We start from the raw sequence: 15,924 nt of genomic DNA on the forward strand, positions 1-15,924 counted from the left end.
GGGCAGAAGCGCGAGTTGAGCTCGCGGACGATATTGAAAGGAGAAATCTATGGCTGACGAACAGACAGTGGATACGCAAAATCAAGATGCCAACCAGGGCTCCGCGGCTTCGGGTGAAGACCTCGCGGCTCGTGTACAAGTGCTCGAAGAGCAACTGGCAGGCGCGCAGGATCAGGCTTTGCGTGTTGCCGCCGATCTGCAGAACGTCCGCCGTCGCGCTGAGCAGGATGTAGAAAAAGCGCACAAATTCGCCCTGGAAAAATTTGCAGGCGATTTGCTGCCGATCATCGACAGCCTGGAGCGTGGCCTGGAGTTGTCCAACCCGGACGACGAAAGCATCCGCCCTATGCGCGAAGGCATCGAGCTGACCCTGAAAATGTTCCAGGACACCCTGAAGCGTTATCAGCTGGAAGCGATCGATCCGCATGGCGAACCGTTCAATGCCGTTCTTCACCAGGCAATGGCCATGCAGGAAAGCGCTGACGTCGAGCCGAACAGTGTGCTCAAGGTGTTCCAGAAGGGTTATCAGCTCAATGGACGTCTGCTGCGCCCGGCCATGGTCGTGGTCAGCAAGGCCCCGGCACCTGTTTCGCCATCGATTGACGAGCAGGCTTGAAATTAGCCGCAAGGCCCCCATTTAGAAGTCAAGCGTTTAAGTATTACCGCAGTTAGCCACCACTGCTGCGGCAACCAAATCCAAAGTTTCGGGAGAGTGAACATGGGCAAAATTATCGGTATCGACCTGGGGACTACCAACTCCTGCGTCTCCGTGCTTGAAAACGGCGTAGCCAAAGTTATCGAAAACGCCGAAGGCGCGCGTACCACGCCGTCGATCATCGCTTACGCCAACGACGGCGAAATCCTCGTGGGCCAGTCGGCCAAGCGTCAGGCAGTGACCAATCCGCACAACACCCTGTATGCGGTGAAGCGTCTGATCGGTCGTAAGTTCGACGAAGAAGTCGTGCAGAAAGACATCAAGATGGTCCCTTACAAAATCGCCAAGGCTGACAACGGCGACGCGTGGGTAGAAGTGAACGGCCAGAAAATGTCGCCGCCACAAATCTCGGCTGAAATTCTGAAGAAAATGAAGAAGACCGCCGAAGACTACCTCGGCGAGCCTGTGACCGAAGCGGTGATCACCGTTCCGGCCTACTTCAACGACAGCCAGCGTCAGGCGACCAAAGACGCCGGCCGCATCGCGGGCCTGGACGTTAAACGTATCATCAACGAACCGACCGCAGCCGCACTGGCTTACGGTATGGACAAAGCGAAAGGCGATCACACCGTGATCGTTTACGACCTGGGCGGCGGTACTTTCGACGTTTCCGTGATCGAAATCGCTGAAGTCGATGGTGAGCACCAGTTCGAAGTATTGGCCACCAACGGTGACACGTTCCTGGGCGGTGAAGACTTTGACATTCGTCTGATCGACTACCTCGTCGACGAATTCAAGAAAGAAAGCGGCATGAACCTCAAAGGTGACCCGCTGGCCATGCAGCGCCTGAAAGAAGCTGCTGAAAAAGCCAAGATCGAACTGTCTTCGAGCATGTCGACCGACGTGAACCTGCCGTACATCACTGCAGATGCCACCGGTCCTAAGCACTTGAACGTGAAAATCTCCCGCGCCAAGCTTGAAGCGCTGGTAGAAGACCTGGTTCAGCGCACCATCGAACCTTGCCGCATCGCTCTGAAAGACTCCGGCATTGACGTTGGCGCTATCAACGACGTGATCCTGGTGGGCGGTCAGACCCGTATGCCACTGGTTCAGAAGTTGGTGACCGAGTTCTTCGGTAAAGAAGCACGTAAAGACGTGAACCCGGACGAAGCCGTTGCCATGGGTGCTGCTATCCAGGGCGCCGTATTGGCCGGTGACGTGAAAGACGTTCTGCTGCTCGACGTCAGCCCGCTGACCCTGGGTATCGAAACCATGGGTGGTGTGATGACCGCGCTGATCGAGAAAAACACCACGATTCCTACCAAGAAATCGCAAGTGTTCTCGACTGCCGACGACAACCAGGGCGCCGTGACCATTCACGTGCTGCAAGGTGAGCGTAAGCAAGCTGCTCAGAACAAGTCCTTGGGCAAGTTCGACCTGGCCGAGATTCCACCAGCACCACGTGGCGTGCCACAGATTGAAGTGACCTTCGATATCGACGCCAACGGCATCCTGCATGTCGGCGCGAAAGACAAGGCTACCGGCAAGACTCAGTCGATTGTGATCAAGGCCAACTCCGGTCTGTCCGAGGAAGAGATTCAGCAGATGATTCGCGATGCTGAAGCCAACGCCGAGGAAGACAGCAAGTTCGAAGCGCTGGCAGCAGCCCGCAACCAGGGCGACGCGCTGGTTCACTCGACTCGCAAAATGGTCGCAGACGCTGGCGATAAAGTGACGGCTGAAGAGAAGACTGCAATCGAAGCTGCCGTGGTTGCCCTGGAAGCCGCCGTTAAAGGCGACGACAAGGCTGCCATCGAAGCCAAGGTTGAAGAGCTGTCGAAAGTCTCCGCTCCAGTGGCGCAGAAGATGTACGCCGAACAGGCCCAGCCTGCTGAAGGCGCTGCACCGCAAGGCGAATCGGCTGAGAAGGCTGACGACGTTGTCGATGCCGAGTTCGAAGAAGTCAAAGACCACAAGTAAGTCAGTGGTCGTCCGGTTGACTGCCTTGCGGCGGTGACTGGTAGGATGTCGCCGCGCGGGAGCTTGCTCCCGCGTTGGCGTGTCTGGAGTACACGAATTTTTACAGCATGCGACAGCGTTTGTGTGTTGGCGGTATGGCCGAAGATGCTCCTGCTTTTCGGGCCGAAAGTACTGCAATGAAATCAAAGACCAGGATCGTTGAATTGACGTGAGTTGGGTCCGGGCCTGTATTGGGGCTCAACGAGTTTGGCGAGGCTCAGGAGGGGTTTGCCGAACGTCCTTAAGAGTGCAAAGACTTATGGCAAAGCGTGACTATTACGAAGTATTGGGTGTTGAACGAGGCTCAAGCGAAGGGGACCTGAAAAAGGCCTACCGTCGCCTGGCGATGAAGCACCACCCGGACCGTAATCCCGATGACAAAGCGTCGGAAGAAATGTTCAAAGAGGCCAACGAGGCCTACGAAGTGCTGTCCGATTCCAGCAAGCGCGCGGCGTACGACCAGTATGGTCATGCCGGTGTTGACCCAAGCATGGGCGGCGGCGGTGCCGGGTTTGGCGGTCAGAACTTCTCCGACATCTTTGGCGATGTCTTCAGTGACTTCTTCGGTGGCGGTCGCGGCGGTGCTCGTGGCGGCGCTCAGCGCGGCAGCGACTTGCGCTACACCCTGGAGCTGAATCTGGAAGAGGCGGTGCGCGGTACTACCGTCAACATCCGCGTTCCGACACTGGTCAACTGCAAGCCATGCGATGGCTCCGGTGCCAAGAAAGGCTCCTCGCCGGTTACCTGCCCGACGTGCGGCGGTATCGGTCAGGTCCGCATGCAGCAAGGTTTCTTCTCGGTGCAGCAGACCTGCCCGCGCTGCCATGGTCAGGGCAAGATCATTTCCGATCCATGCACCTCCTGCAACGGTGACGGTCGCGTCGAAGAGTACAAGACCCTTTCCGTGAAAGTGCCGGCCGGTGTCGACACCGGTGACCGCATTCGTCTGTCCGGCGAAGGCGAGGCGGGTGCCCAGGGCGGTCCGACTGGCGACCTGTACGTGGTGATCAATGTGCGCGAGCACGCGATCTTCCAGCGCGATGGCAAGCACCTGTTCTGCGAAGTGCCGATCAGCTTCGTCGACGCGGCGCTGGGTGGCGAGCTGGAGATTCCGACCCTCGATGGTCGGGTCAAACTGAAAATCCCTGAAGGGACTCAGACCGGCAAACAATTCCGTGTGCGCGGCAAAGGCGTTGCGCCCGTGCGTGGTGGCGGTGCCGGTGACCTGATGTGCCGTGTGGCGGTAGAGACTCCGGTTAATCTGGGTCGTCGTCAGCGCGAATTGCTGGAAGAGTTCCGCAGTTCGCTGGCGGACGACAACAGCCATTCGCCGAAAACCACCGGTTGGTTCGAAGGCGTGAAGCGCTTCTTCGGCGATCTGTAAGGAGTGAGCATGCGACGTATAGCTGTGATGGGCGCTGCTGGCCGCATGGGCAAAATCCTGGTCGAAGCCGTGCAGCAACGCGCGCCGCAGACAGGTCTGACGGCCGCCATCGTTCGTCCCGGCAGCACTCTGATTGGTGTGGATGCCGGTGAGCTGGCTTCGTTGGGGCGTATCGGTGTGCCGTTGTCCGGTCATGTCGAGGCGGTCGCGGATGAGTTCGATGTGTTGATCGATTTCACGCTGCCGGAAGTCATGCTGAAAAACCTGGCTTTCTGCCGCAAGGCAGGCAAGGCCATGGTGATCGGCACAACGGGGCTCGATGCTGCGCAGAAGCAATTGCTGGTCGAGGCGGGCAAGGACATTCCTGTCGTGTTCGCGGCCAACTTCAGTGTCGGCGTGAATCTGTCGCTGAAGCTGCTCGACATGGCTGCTCGCGTGCTGGGTGATGAGGCGGATATCGAAATCATCGAGGCTCATCATCGGCACAAGATCGACGCGCCTTCAGGCACGGCCCTGCGCATGGGTGAAGTGATTGCCAGCGCACTGGATCGCGATTTGCAGAAGGTCGCGGTCTACGGGCGTGAAGGCCACACCGGTGCGCGTGAGCGGGAAACGATCGGTTTTGCGACGGTGCGTGGCGGTGATGTGGTCGGTGATCACACGGTGCTGTTCGCTTGTGAGGGCGAGCGCCTCGAAATCACACACAAGGCGTCGAGTCGCATGACTTTCGCCAAGGGTGCGGTGCGTGCGGCGTTGTGGCTGGACGGTCGTGAGCCTGGCCTTTACGACATGCAAGACGTGCTCGACCTGCGTTAAGATGCACCCGAAACCGGGTTCCGGCTCAACGATGGGGCCCGGTTTTATTACGCCAAGCGACGTCCTGTCGCATTCTCCGGCCTTTAAGGCTCATTGGCGGTAGACCAAAAAAGCCTTTTTCTGTAAGCTACAGCTTTAGTGTGTCCACTAAAAGCGCGCAGAATAATTCAGTGAAGAAGCGGGGTGACGTGTCCATACGTCACTCCGCTTTTTTACAACCTGCGATCGCCCTTTCAGGCTTTATTTACGGGAGGTCTTCTTGACTAAGCCAGCCATACTCGCCCTTGCTGATGGCAGCATTTTTCGCGGCGAAGCCATTGGAGCCGACGGTCAAACCGTTGGTGAGGTGGTGTTTAACACCGCAATGACCGGCTATCAGGAAATCCTTACCGATCCTTCCTACGCCCAACAGATCGTTACCCTGACTTACCCGCACATCGGCAACACCGGCACCACGCCGGAAGACGCCGAGTCCGACCGCGTCTGGTCCGCTGGCCTGGTGATCCGTGACCTGCCACTGGTTGCGAGCAACTGGCGTAACACGATGTCCCTGTCCGACTACCTGAAAGCCAACAACGTTGTGGCCATCGCCGGTATCGACACCCGCCGTCTGACACGCATCCTGCGTGAAAAAGGCGCACAGAACGGCTGCATCATGGCCGGTGACAACATTTCCGAAGAAGCGGCCATCGCCGCTGCCCAAGGCTTCCCTGGCCTCAAGGGCGTGGACCTGGCGAAAGTCGTCAGCACCAAGGAAACCTACGAGTGGCGCTCGACTGTCTGGGACCTGAAAACCGACAGCCACGCGACCATCGATGCCTCCGAGCTGCCATACCACGTGGTTGCCTACGACTACGGCGTCAAGCTGAACATCCTGCGCATGCTGGTCGCTCGCGGTTGCCGCGTCACCGTGGTGCCGGCGCAAACACCTGCCGCTGATGTGCTGGCGATGAAGCCGGACGGCGTGTTCCTGTCCAACGGTCCTGGTGATCCGGAGCCTTGCGACTACGCGATCCAGGCGATCAAGGACGTACTGGAAACCGAAATCCCGGTGTTCGGTATCTGCCTCGGTCACCAGCTGCTGGCCCTGGCTTCCGGCGCCAAGACCTTGAAAATGGGTCATGGCCACCACGGCGCCAATCACCCGGTCCAGGACCTGGACACCGGCGTGGTGATGATTACCAGCCAGAACCACGGTTTTGCGGTAGACGAAGCGACCCTGCCCGCCAACGTCCGCGCGATTCACAAGTCGCTGTTCGACGGCACCCTGCAAGGGATCGAGCGTACCGACAAGAGCGCCTTCAGCTTCCAGGGTCACCCGGAAGCCAGCCCTGGCCCGAACGACGTAGCGCCTCTGTTCGATCGCTTCATCAACGAAATGGCCAAGCGACGCTGATCGCTGGCCTTGATGCAGCAAGGCCTGGGGGCGGTCCCGACACCGGCGACCCCTCCAGGCTTCACAGATTGAACAAGACGGCTTGCCGACTGACCTGCGGATTTGAGTGACAAACCCATGCCAAAACGTACAGACATTAAAAGCATCCTGATTCTCGGCGCTGGCCCGATCGTTATCGGCCAGGCCTGCGAATTCGACTACTCCGGCGCCCAGGCCTGCAAAGCCCTGCGCGAAGAGGGTTACCGCGTCATCCTGGTGAACTCCAACCCAGCGACCATCATGACCGACCCGGACATGGCCGACGCCACCTACATCGAGCCGATCAAATGGCAGACCGTTGCCAAGATCATCGAGAAAGAGCGTCCGGACGCGCTGCTGCCAACCATGGGCGGCCAGACCGCGCTGAACTGCGCACTGGACCTGGAGCGCGAAGGCGTTCTGGAGAAGTTCGGCGTAGAGATGATTGGTGCCAACGCTGACACCATCGACAAGGCTGAAGACCGTTCGCGCTTTGACAAGGCAATGAAATCCATCGGTCTGGACTGCCCGCGCTCGGGTATCGCCCACAGTATGGAAGAAGCCAACGCAGTGCTCGAGAAGCTTGGCTTCCCGTGCATCATCCGTCCGTCCTTCACCATGGGTGGCACGGGTGGCGGTATCGCTTACAACCGTGAAGAGTTTGAAGAAATCTGCGCCCGCGGCCTGGACCTGTCGCCGACCAAAGAGCTGCTGATTGACGAATCCCTGATCGGCTGGAAAGAGTACGAGATGGAGGTTGTCCGCGATAAGAAGGACAACTGCATCATCGTCTGCTCCATCGAAAACTTTGACCCGATGGGCGTGCACACCGGTGACTCGATCACCGTTGCTCCGGCACAGACCCTGACGGACAAGGAATACCAGATCATGCGTAACGCCTCCCTGGCGGTACTGCGCGAGATCGGCGTGGAAACCGGCGGCTCCAACGTCCAGTTCGGCATCTGCCCGGACACTGGCCGCATGGTGGTCATCGAGATGAACCCGCGTGTATCCCGCTCTTCGGCACTGGCCTCGAAAGCCACTGGTTTCCCGATTGCGCGTATCGCAGCCAAGCTGGCGATCGGCTACACCCTGGACGAACTGCAGAACGAAATCACCGGCGGTGCTACGCCTGCATCCTTCGAGCCGTCCATCGACTATGTCGTGACCAAGCTGCCACGCTTCGCGTTCGAGAAATTCCCGAAAGCCGACGCGCGCCTGACCACTCAAATGAAGTCGGTGGGTGAAGTCATGGCCATCGGCCGGACTTTCCAGGAATCCCTGCAGAAAGCTTTGCGCGGTCTGGAAGTGGGCGTTTGCGGCCTGGACGAGAAGCTTGACCTGAGCAATCCGGAAAGCATGAGCATCCTCAAGCGCGAACTGACCGTGCCGGGTGCCGAGCGTATCTGGTACGTGGCGGACGCGTTCCGCGCCGGTCTGTCGGTCGAAGACATCTTCGGTATGAACATGATCGACCCGTGGTTCCTGGTGCAGATCGAAGATCTGATCAAGGACGAAGAGAAGGTCAAGACCCTGGGGCTGGCCAGCATCGACCGCGACCTGATGTACAAGCTCAAGCGCAAGGGTTTCTCCGACATGCGTCTGGCCAAGCTGCTGGGCGTGACCGAGAAGGCACTGCGTCGTCACCGTCACAAGCTGGAAATCTTCCCGGTCTACAAGCGCGTTGACACCTGCGCGGCCGAGTTCGCCACTGACACCGCCTACATGTACTCGACTTACGAGGAAGAGTGCGAAGCCGCGCCGTCGGGCCGCGACAAGATCATGATCCTCGGCGGCGGTCCAAACCGTATCGGCCAGGGCATCGAGTTCGACTACTGCTGCGTGCACGCGGCGTTGGCTCTGCGCGAAGACGGTTACGAGACCATCATGGTCAACTGCAACCCGGAAACCGTTTCCACCGACTACGACACCTCCGATCGCCTGTACTTCGAACCAGTGACACTGGAAGACGTGCTGGAAATCTGCCGCGTCGAGAAGCCGAAAGGTGTGATCGTCCAGTACGGCGGCCAGACCCCGCTGAAACTGGCTCGCGCCCTGGAAGAGGCCGGCGTGCCGATCATCGGCACCAGCCCTGACGCCATCGACCGTGCCGAAGACCGTGAGCGCTTCCAGCAGATGGTCGAGCGTCTTAACCTGCGTCAGCCGCCAAACGCCACTGTGCGCAGCGAAGACGAAGCGATTCGTGCCGCCGCCAAGATCGGCTACCCGCTGGTGGTGCGCCCGTCCTACGTACTGGGCGGTCGTGCGATGGAAATCGTCTACGAAGAAGAAGAGCTCAAGCGCTACCTGCGTGACGCGGTGAAAGTGTCGAACGACAGCCCGGTGCTGCTCGACCACTTCCTCAACTGCGCCATCGAAATGGACGTGGATGCGGTCTGCGACGGCACCGACGTAGTGATCGGCGCAATCATGCAGCACATCGAGCAGGCTGGCGTTCACTCCGGTGACTCCGCTTGCTCCCTGCCGCCGTACTCGCTGCCTGCCCACATCCAGGACGAGATGCGCGAACAGGTCAAGAAAATGGCCCTGGAACTGGGCGTAGTCGGCCTGATGAACGTTCAGTTGGCGCTGCAAGGCGAAGACATCTACGTCATCGAAGTCAACCCGCGCGCTTCCCGTACCGTACCGTTCGTCTCCAAGTGCATCGGTGTGTCCCTGGCGATGATCGCGGCTCGCGTAATGGCCGGTAAAACCCTGAAGGAAATCGGTTTCACCAAAGAAATCATTCCGAACTTCTACAGCGTGAAAGAGGCAGTGTTCCCATTCGCCAAATTCCCTGGCGTGGACCCGATCCTGGGCCCAGAGATGAAGTCCACCGGTGAAGTGATGGGTGTGGGCGATACCTTCGGCGAAGCCTTTGCCAAAGCCCAGATGGGTGCCAGCGAAGTACTGCCGACTGGCGGTACCGCGTTCATCAGCGTGCGTGACGATGACAAGCCACTGGTTGCAGGCGTGGCCCGTGATCTGATCAACTTGGGCTTCGAAGTGGTCGCCACTGCCGGTACTGCCAAGCTGATCGAAGCCGCAGGCCTGAAAGTGCGTCGTGTGAACAAGGTGACCGAAGGCCGTCCACACGTGGTCGACATGATCAAGAACGACGAAGTCACCCTGATCATCAACACCACCGAAGGTCGCCAGTCGATCGCCGATTCCTATTCCATTCGTCGTAATGCCTTGCAGCACAAGATCTACTGCACCACTACCATTGCTGCTGGCGAAGCTATCTGCGAAGCGCTGAAGTTCGGTCCCGAGAAGACCGTGCGCCGCTTGCAGGATCTACACGCAGGATTGAAGGCATGATCAAATACCCAATGACCGTCCAGGGCGCGAAAGCCCTGGAAGAAGAACACGCTCACCTGACCAAGGTCGTCCGCCCGAAGCTCAGCCAGGACATCGGTACGGCTCGCGAGTTGGGTGACTTGAAGGAAAACGCCGAATACCACGCTGCTCGCGAGCAGCAAGGTATGGTCGAGGCGCGGATTCGTGACATCGAAGGCCGGATTCAGAATCAGGTCATCATCGACGTCACGACCATTCCTCACACCGGCAAAGTGATTTTCGGCACCACCGTTGAAATCGCCAACGTCGAGACTGATGAAAGCGTCACTTACCACATCGTGGGTGAGGATGAGGCTGACTTCAAACTCGGCAAGATTTCGGTAGGTTCGCCATTGGCCCGCGCCTTGATTGCCAAGGAAGAGGGTGATGTGGTCGCGGTGAAAACGCCGGGTGGCGTTATCGAGTACGAGATTGTCGAAGTCCGCCACATCTGAACGCAGGCGCCCGCTTCGAGCGGGCGCGTTGCTTTGGCAGCTGACTCAGATGTTGTGGGTCGGCGGCCTGTGGCTGTTGCATATCGGTCTGTTGCCGGTGCTCGACCATATTGGTCTGGCGCCGCTGCTGATCGACGAAATTGCAGGCATGCTGAACTCGCTGATGGTGGGATTCGCCGCAGCGTGTGTGATTTTTCAGGCTTTGGTGCTGGTTCAGGCCGAGGGCTTTGCCAGTCTATGGCGCGATATTCGCGGGCAGTTGCTGCTGATGGCGTTGTATGCGTGCGCGATGTATGTCGCGGTGCGTGTCGGCTGGCCGGATGCCGTGCGTTGGCAGGTGTTCAGTTATCTGGTTCTGGGTTTTTCCGGGCTGGTGCTGGTACTGCAACCGGTGCCCGGATGGAGTGGCAGGGTGCGCGAAGCACACCCTTGACCCTTGCCATCACTTGAAGCGATGAACGTTCGACAGCTGCTTGTTGACGCTGAAGTTCTTGCGGTAAATCAGTGCCATCTTGCCGATGACCTGAACCAGATCCGCTTTGCCGGCCTTGCAGAGCTCTGCAATGGACGCCAGGCGCGATTCGCGATCGAGGATGTTGAGCTTGATTTTGATCAGCTCGTGATCCGCCAGGGCGCGTTCAAGTTCGGCTAACACACCTTCAGTCAAACCGTTGTCAGCCACGATCAAAACCGGTTTCAGATGGTGGCCGATGGATTTGTACTGTTTCTTCTGCTCTTGAGTGAGCGGCATAATCTGACCCTTTAGTCTGGATTCTGTAAAATGGCGGCCATTTTACCCGAGGGTTCGTGGATCCGCCCAATTAATCACGACCCTTATCATCGAGGTGCCCAATGGCGCGTTCCAAGACAAGCCTTGGTTGGCTGAAAAGACATGTCAATGATCCCTATGTGAAGCAGGCGCAGAAGGATGGTTACCGCTCGCGTGCGAGTTACAAGCTTCTGGAGGTCCAGGAGAAATACAAGCTGATCCGTCCGGGTATGAGCGTTGTCGACCTGGGGGCGGCGCCCGGCGGCTGGTCGCAGGTCACTAGTCGGCTGATCGGTGGTCAGGGGCGACTGATCGCCTCGGACATCCTGGAAATGGACAGCATTCCGGACGTGACTTTCATCCAGGGTGACTTCACCCAGGACGAAGTGCTCGCTCAGATTCTTGAAGCCGTGGGTAATTCGCAGGTGGACCTTGTGATTTCCGATATGGCCCCCAATATGAGTGGTACGCCTGAGGTGGACATGCCCAAAGCCATGTTCCTATGTGAGCTGGCTCTTGATCTGGCGGCTCGGATACTCAAGCCGGGTGGTAATTTCGTGATCAAGGTGTTTCAGGGTGAAGGGTTTGATGCTTACGTGAAGGACGCTCGTCAGAAATTCGACAAGGTCCAGATGATCAAGCCGGACTCTTCCCGTGGCAGTTCCCGCGAGCAATACATGCTGGCTTGGGGCTACCGCGGCCGTAGTGAGTAAATCGAGGTTTTTTTGCGGGTCGATAGGATTTTCGTATTTCGCCCCGTGAGCTTTAGCGAATACTGTGTAGAAAGTGTTTCACAAAGGGTTACAGACGGCGCCTGCCAGAGCCGTAGGTAATGTAGTAAGTTAGGCCGGTGAATATCATGCGAAGCGCGCGCCATTAGCGGAGCTTGCTTCAGAGGGTAGTTAATTGAACGATATGGCAAAGAATCTGATCCTGTGGTTGATCATCGCGGCTGTCCTGGTGACGGTGATGAACAACTTCTCCAGCCCTAACGAGCCGCAGACCCTCAACTATTCCGACTTCATCCAGCAGGTCAAGGATGGCAAGGTCGAGCGCGTAGCCGTTGATGGCTATGTGATTACCGGTAAGCGCAACGATGGCGACAGCTTCAAGACCATCCGTCCCGCTATCCAGGACAATGGTCTGATCGGCGATCTCGTGGATAACCACGTGGTAGTCGAAGGTAAACAGCCTGAACAGCAAAGCATCTGGACACAACTCCTGGTCGCGAGCTTCCCGATCCTGGTGATTATTGCCGTGTTCATGTTCTTCATGCGGCAGATGCAGGGCGGCGCCGGAGGCAAGGGCGGGCCGATGAGCTTCGGCAAGAGCAAGGCGCGCCTGTTATCCGAAGACCAGGTGAAAACCACCCTGGCTGACGTTGCCGGTTGCGACGAAGCCAAAGAGGAAGTCGGCGAACTGGTCGAGTTCCTTCGTGATCCGGGCAAGTTCCAGCGTCTGGGCGGTCGCATTCCACGCGGCGTGCTGATGGTCGGTCCTCCAGGTACCGGTAAAACCTTGCTGGCCAAGGCGATTGCCGGCGAAGCCAAAGTCCCGTTCTTCACCATTTCCGGTTCCGACTTCGTCGAAATGTTTGTCGGTGTCGGTGCGAGCCGTGTTCGCGACATGTTCGAGCAGGCCAAGAAGCACGCTCCATGCATCATCTTCATCGATGAAATCGACGCCGTCGGTCGCCACCGTGGTGCCGGTATGGGCGGTGGTCACGACGAGCGCGAGCAGACGCTCAACCAGTTGCTGGTAGAGATGGACGGCTTCGAAATGAATGACGGCATTATCGTCATTGCCGCAACCAACCGTCCGGACGTACTGGACCCTGCGTTGTTGCGTCCGGGCCGTTTCGACCGTCAGGTCGTGGTGGGTCTGCCGGATATCCGCGGTCGCGAGCAGATCCTCAAGGTCCACATGCGCAAAGTGCCGATGGGTGACGACGTTGCTCCGGCGGTAATTGCTCGTGGTACACCTGGCTTCTCCGGTGCCGACCTGGCCAACCTGGTGAACGAGGCGTCGTTGTTCGCTGCCCGTACAGGCAAGCGCATCGTCGAAATGAAAGAGTTCGAACTGGCCAAAGACAAGATCATGATGGGCGCCGAGCGCAAATCCATGGTCATGTCCGAGAAAGAGAAGCAGAACACCGCTTATCACGAAGCAGGCCACGCCATCGTGGGTCGCGTCGTGCCAGAGCATGATCCGGTCTACAAAGTGTCGATCATCCCGCGCGGTCGTGCACTGGGTGTGACCATGTTCCTGCCGGAAGAAGATCGCTACAGCCTGTCCAAGCGTGCATTGATCAGTCAGATCTGCTCGCTGTACGGCGGCCGTATCGCTGAAGAAATGACCCTGGGCTTCGACGGTGTGACCACCGGTGCGTCCAACGACATCATGCGTGCCAGCCAGATTGCACGGAACATGGTGACCAAGTGGGGGCTTTCGGAAAAACTCGGTCCGTTGATGTATGCCGAAGAAGAGGGTGAAGTATTCCTCGGTCGCGGCGGCGGTGGTCAGAGTGCAAGTTTCTCCGGTGAGACAGCCAAGCTGATCGACTCCGAAGTGCGCAGCATCATTGATCAGTGCTACGGCACGGCCAAGCAGATCCTCACGGATAACCGTGACAAGCTCGACGCCATGGCTGATGCCCTGATGAAGTACGAAACGATCGATGCTGATCAGATCGACGACATCATGGCAGGTCGTACGCCTCGCGAACCTCGCGACTGGTCGGGCGGCACCGGTACTTCCGGAACACCTCCGGCAGTACAGGATCCGCGTCCGGAAACACCGATCGGCGGTCCGGCTGCTGACGTTTAAGGTTTGAAATGACTTCTGTTCAGTCCTCGACCCGGTTGCCATGCGGCAACCGGGTTCTTGATTTGGCCCAGACGCATGTCATGGGCATTCTCAATGTCACTCCCGATTCATTCTCTGACGGCGGCCAATACAGCCAGCTCGACGCGGCCTTGCGTCACGCTGAGGCCATGGTGTTGGCTGGCGCGACGCTGATTGATGTCGGCGGCGAATCGACCCGGCCCGGTGCCAGGGCGGTTTCCCCCCTGGAAGAGCTGGAGCGCGTAGCGCCGATCGTTGAGCGCATCAATCGCGAGCTGGATGTGATCATCTCGGTCGATACCTCCACGCCAGCCGTCATGCGTGAAACCGCGCGGCTTGGGGCAGGTTTGATCAATGACGTTCGCGCATTGCGCCGTGAAGGCGCCCTTGACGCGGCCGCGGACACCGGTTTGCCGGTTTGTCTGATGCATATGCTGGGCGAGCCGGGCGACATGCAGGACAATCCGCATTATCAGGACGTGACCAAGGAAGTGAGCGAGTTTCTCGCCGAGCGCATGGCGCAGTGTGCATTGGTCGGAATTCCGGCTGAACGGATCATCCTGGATCCGGGTTTCGGCTTCGCCAAAAACTTGCAGCACAATCTAAGTTTGTTCAAACATATGGAAGCCCTGCATATCTTCGGGCGCCCCTTGTTGGTCGGGGTTTCGCGCAAGAGCATGATAGGTCAGGCCTTGAATCGCCCGGTTGGAGAGCGACTGCATGGCGGTTTGGCGCTCGCGGCGCTGGCTTCATTCAAGGGGGCGCGTATATTGCGCGTCCATGATGTGGCCGAAACCGTCGATGTGGTGCGAATGATCGCTGCAGTGGAATCAGCCGAATAAGAATGATGGAGTACTTATGACTAAGAAATACTTTGGCACCGACGGGATTCGTGGTCGGGTCGGCGAATATCCGATTACTCCTGAATTCATGCTCAAGCTCGGCTGGGCTGCAGGCATGGCGTTCCGCAAAATGGGCGCCTGCAAGGTGCTGGTGGGCAAGGACACCCGGATCTCCGGGTACATGTTCGAATCGGCGCTCGAGGCCGGGCTGACTTCGGCGGGTGCCGACGTGATGCTCCTGGGCCCGATGCCGACCCCGGCCATCGCTTATCTGACGCGTACGTTCCATGCCGAAGCCGGGATCGTGATCAGTGCCTCGCACAATCCTCACGATGATAATGGCATCAAGTTTTTCTCCGGAAAGGGCACCAAGCTCCCGGATGAAGTCGAGCACATGATCGAAGAATTGCTCGACACCCCGATGACCGTTGTTGAATCGAGCAAGATCGGCAAAGTGTCGCGAATCAACGACGCTTCGGGTCGTTATATCGAATTCTGCAAGAGCAGCGTGCCGACCGGCACCAGCTTTTCGGGCCTGAAGATCGTGATCGATTGCGCTCACGGTGCGACCTACAAAGTGGCGCCGAGTGTGTTCCGCGAGTTGGGCGCCGACGTTGTTGTGCTTTCCGCACAGCCGAACGGCCTGAATATCAATGACAACTGCGGTTCGACCCATATGGGCCCGCTGCAGGCTGCCGTACTGGCTGAGCATGCCGATCTCGGGATTGCTTTCGACGGTGATGGCGATCGGGTCCTGATGGTCGATCACACAGGCGCCGTCGTCGATGGTGACGAGCTTTTGTTCATCATTGCCCGCGACCTGCATGAGCGTGACCTGTTGAAAGGCGGTGTGGTCGGGACATTGATGAGTAACCTGGGGCTGGAGCTGGCCCTCGCGGATCTGTCGATTCCATTTGTGCGTGCGAATGTCGGTGACCGTTATGTGATCGCGGATTTGCTGGAGCGCAACTGGCTGGTGGGTGGTGAGAACTCGGGTCATATCGTTTGCTTCAATCACACCACCACCGGTGATGCGATTATTGCAGCGTTGCAGGTGCTGATGGCATTGCAGACGCGCTCCGAAGGGTTGGGTCAGGCCCGGCAGGCGCTGCGCAAGTGCCCTCAGGTGCTGATCAACGTGCGGTTCGGCGGTGGTGCGAGCCCGCTGGATCATCCGTCAGTGAAAGAGGCCGGCGAGCGTGTGACCAAAGCCATGGCGGGCCGTGGGCGCGTGCTGTTGCGCAAGTCCGGCACGGAGCCGTTGGTGCGAGTCATGGTCGAAGGCGAAGACGAAACACAGGTTCGCGGCTACGCCGAAGAGCTGGCAAAACTGGTTACTGAAGTTTCTGCCTGAATTCGGCTTGCCAGCCATGATTGTGTTGGGTAA

General features: G+C 58.4%; 13 protein-coding genes. 12 read left to right on the forward strand and 1 reads right to left on the reverse strand.

Annotated elements, in window-relative coordinates; all coding sequences use genetic code 11:
* Window positions 1-49: 49 nt before the first annotated feature.
* The 8 genes from grpE (at window position 50) to ACM1ZW_RS12880 (ending at window position 10,515) form a co-directional block, all read left to right on the forward strand.
* Window positions 50-616, forward strand: a complete 567-nt coding sequence (grpE, locus tag ACM1ZW_RS12845) for a nucleotide exchange factor GrpE (protein ID WP_017336461.1) — start codon at window positions 50-52, stop codon at window positions 614-616.
* Between the two features lie 102 nt (window positions 617-718).
* Window positions 719-2,635, forward strand: coding sequence for a molecular chaperone DnaK (gene dnaK, locus ACM1ZW_RS12850; protein ID WP_017336462.1), 1,917 nt, complete (start codon window positions 719-721; stop codon window positions 2,633-2,635).
* Between the two features lie 298 nt (window positions 2,636-2,933).
* Window positions 2,934-4,058 (forward strand): molecular chaperone DnaJ, encoded by a 1,125-nt coding sequence (gene dnaJ, locus ACM1ZW_RS12855; RefSeq protein WP_017336463.1) that lies wholly within the window; start codon window positions 2,934-2,936, stop codon window positions 4,056-4,058.
* 9 nt (window positions 4,059-4,067) lie between these two features.
* Window positions 4,068-4,874 carry a 4-hydroxy-tetrahydrodipicolinate reductase gene (gene dapB / locus ACM1ZW_RS12860; protein WP_017336464.1) on the forward strand — a complete coding sequence of 269 codons (807 nt, stop codon included), beginning with the start codon at window positions 4,068-4,070 and terminating at the stop codon, window positions 4,872-4,874.
* A gap of 259 nt (window positions 4,875-5,133) precedes the next feature.
* A complete protein-coding gene (gene carA / locus ACM1ZW_RS12865; RefSeq protein ID WP_416740661.1) occupies window positions 5,134-6,270 on the forward strand; it encodes a glutamine-hydrolyzing carbamoyl-phosphate synthase small subunit in 1,137 nt (378 codons plus the stop codon).
* A 117-nt stretch (window positions 6,271-6,387) separates the two neighbouring features.
* On the forward strand, window positions 6,388-9,609 hold the full coding sequence (gene carB, locus ACM1ZW_RS12870) for a carbamoyl-phosphate synthase large subunit (RefSeq protein ID WP_017336466.1): 3,222 nt from the start codon (window positions 6,388-6,390) through the stop codon (window positions 9,607-9,609).
* Window positions 9,606-10,082: a transcription elongation factor GreA gene (gene greA / locus ACM1ZW_RS12875; protein ID WP_010463507.1), complete on the forward strand. Its 477-nt coding sequence runs from the start codon at window positions 9,606-9,608 to the stop codon at window positions 10,080-10,082. Before carB ends, greA begins: the two co-directional genes overlap by 4 nt.
* 28 nt (window positions 10,083-10,110) lie before the next feature.
* Window positions 10,111-10,515 carry a hypothetical protein gene (locus tag ACM1ZW_RS12880; protein WP_031318371.1) on the forward strand — a complete coding sequence of 135 codons (405 nt, stop codon included), beginning with the start codon at window positions 10,111-10,113 and terminating at the stop codon, window positions 10,513-10,515.
* 9 nt (window positions 10,516-10,524) lie between these two features.
* Here ACM1ZW_RS12880 and ACM1ZW_RS12885 read toward each other — a convergent pair whose 3' ends face one another.
* Complete coding sequence (locus tag ACM1ZW_RS12885) at window positions 10,525-10,833, reverse strand: YhbY family RNA-binding protein (protein ID WP_017336468.1); 309 nt, start codon at window positions 10,831-10,833, stop codon at window positions 10,525-10,527.
* A gap of 101 nt (window positions 10,834-10,934) precedes the next feature.
* Between ACM1ZW_RS12885 and rlmE the strand changes: the two genes are divergently transcribed.
* The 4 genes from rlmE (at window position 10,935) to glmM (ending at window position 15,891) form a co-directional block, all read left to right on the forward strand.
* Window positions 10,935-11,564 carry a 23S rRNA (uridine(2552)-2'-O)-methyltransferase RlmE gene (gene rlmE / locus ACM1ZW_RS12890; RefSeq protein ID WP_007900501.1) on the forward strand — a complete coding sequence of 210 codons (630 nt, stop codon included), beginning with the start codon at window positions 10,935-10,937 and terminating at the stop codon, window positions 11,562-11,564.
* A 202-nt stretch (window positions 11,565-11,766) separates the two neighbouring features.
* Complete coding sequence (ftsH, locus tag ACM1ZW_RS12895) at window positions 11,767-13,677, forward strand: ATP-dependent zinc metalloprotease FtsH (RefSeq protein ID WP_017336469.1); 1,911 nt, start codon at window positions 11,767-11,769, stop codon at window positions 13,675-13,677.
* A gap of 8 nt (window positions 13,678-13,685) precedes the next feature.
* On the forward strand, window positions 13,686-14,537 hold the full coding sequence (folP, locus tag ACM1ZW_RS12900) for a dihydropteroate synthase (protein ID WP_017336470.1): 852 nt from the start codon (window positions 13,686-13,688) through the stop codon (window positions 14,535-14,537).
* Between the two features lie 16 nt (window positions 14,538-14,553).
* Window positions 14,554-15,891, forward strand: a complete 1,338-nt coding sequence (glmM, locus tag ACM1ZW_RS12905; protein ID WP_017336471.1) for a phosphoglucosamine mutase — start codon at window positions 14,554-14,556, stop codon at window positions 15,889-15,891.
* Window positions 15,892-15,924 lie beyond the last annotated feature (33 nt).

The organism is Pseudomonas sp. NFX71 (genome assembly GCF_048079215.1).
Lineage (GTDB): Bacteria > Pseudomonadota > Gammaproteobacteria > Pseudomonadales > Pseudomonadaceae > Aquipseudomonas > Aquipseudomonas fluorescens_B.

Bases quoted from the DNA above. Each gene is read 5' to 3' on its own strand.
- ftsH (WP_017336469.1), top strand. From the start codon at position 11,767: ATGGCAAAGAATCTGATCCTGTGGTTGATCATCGCGGCTGTCCTGGTG.
- ACM1ZW_RS12885 (WP_017336468.1), bottom strand. From the start codon at position 10,833: ATGCCGCTCACTCAAGAGCAGAAGAAACAGTACAAATCCATCGGCCAC.
- folP (WP_017336470.1), top strand. From the start codon at position 13,686: ATGACTTCTGTTCAGTCCTCGACCCGGTTGCCATGCGGCAACCGGGTT.
- dapB (WP_017336464.1), top strand. From the start codon at position 4,068: ATGCGACGTATAGCTGTGATGGGCGCTGCTGGCCGCATGGGCAAAATC.
- rlmE (WP_007900501.1), top strand. From the start codon at position 10,935: ATGGCGCGTTCCAAGACAAGCCTTGGTTGGCTGAAAAGACATGTCAAT.
- grpE (WP_017336461.1), top strand. From the start codon at position 50: ATGGCTGACGAACAGACAGTGGATACGCAAAATCAAGATGCCAACCAG.
- carB (WP_017336466.1), top strand. From the start codon at position 6,388: ATGCCAAAACGTACAGACATTAAAAGCATCCTGATTCTCGGCGCTGGC.
- dnaJ (WP_017336463.1), top strand. From the start codon at position 2,934: ATGGCAAAGCGTGACTATTACGAAGTATTGGGTGTTGAACGAGGCTCA.
- dnaK (WP_017336462.1), top strand. From the start codon at position 719: ATGGGCAAAATTATCGGTATCGACCTGGGGACTACCAACTCCTGCGTC.
- greA (WP_010463507.1), top strand. From the start codon at position 9,606: ATGATCAAATACCCAATGACCGTCCAGGGCGCGAAAGCCCTGGAAGAA.
- glmM (WP_017336471.1), top strand. From the start codon at position 14,554: ATGACTAAGAAATACTTTGGCACCGACGGGATTCGTGGTCGGGTCGGC.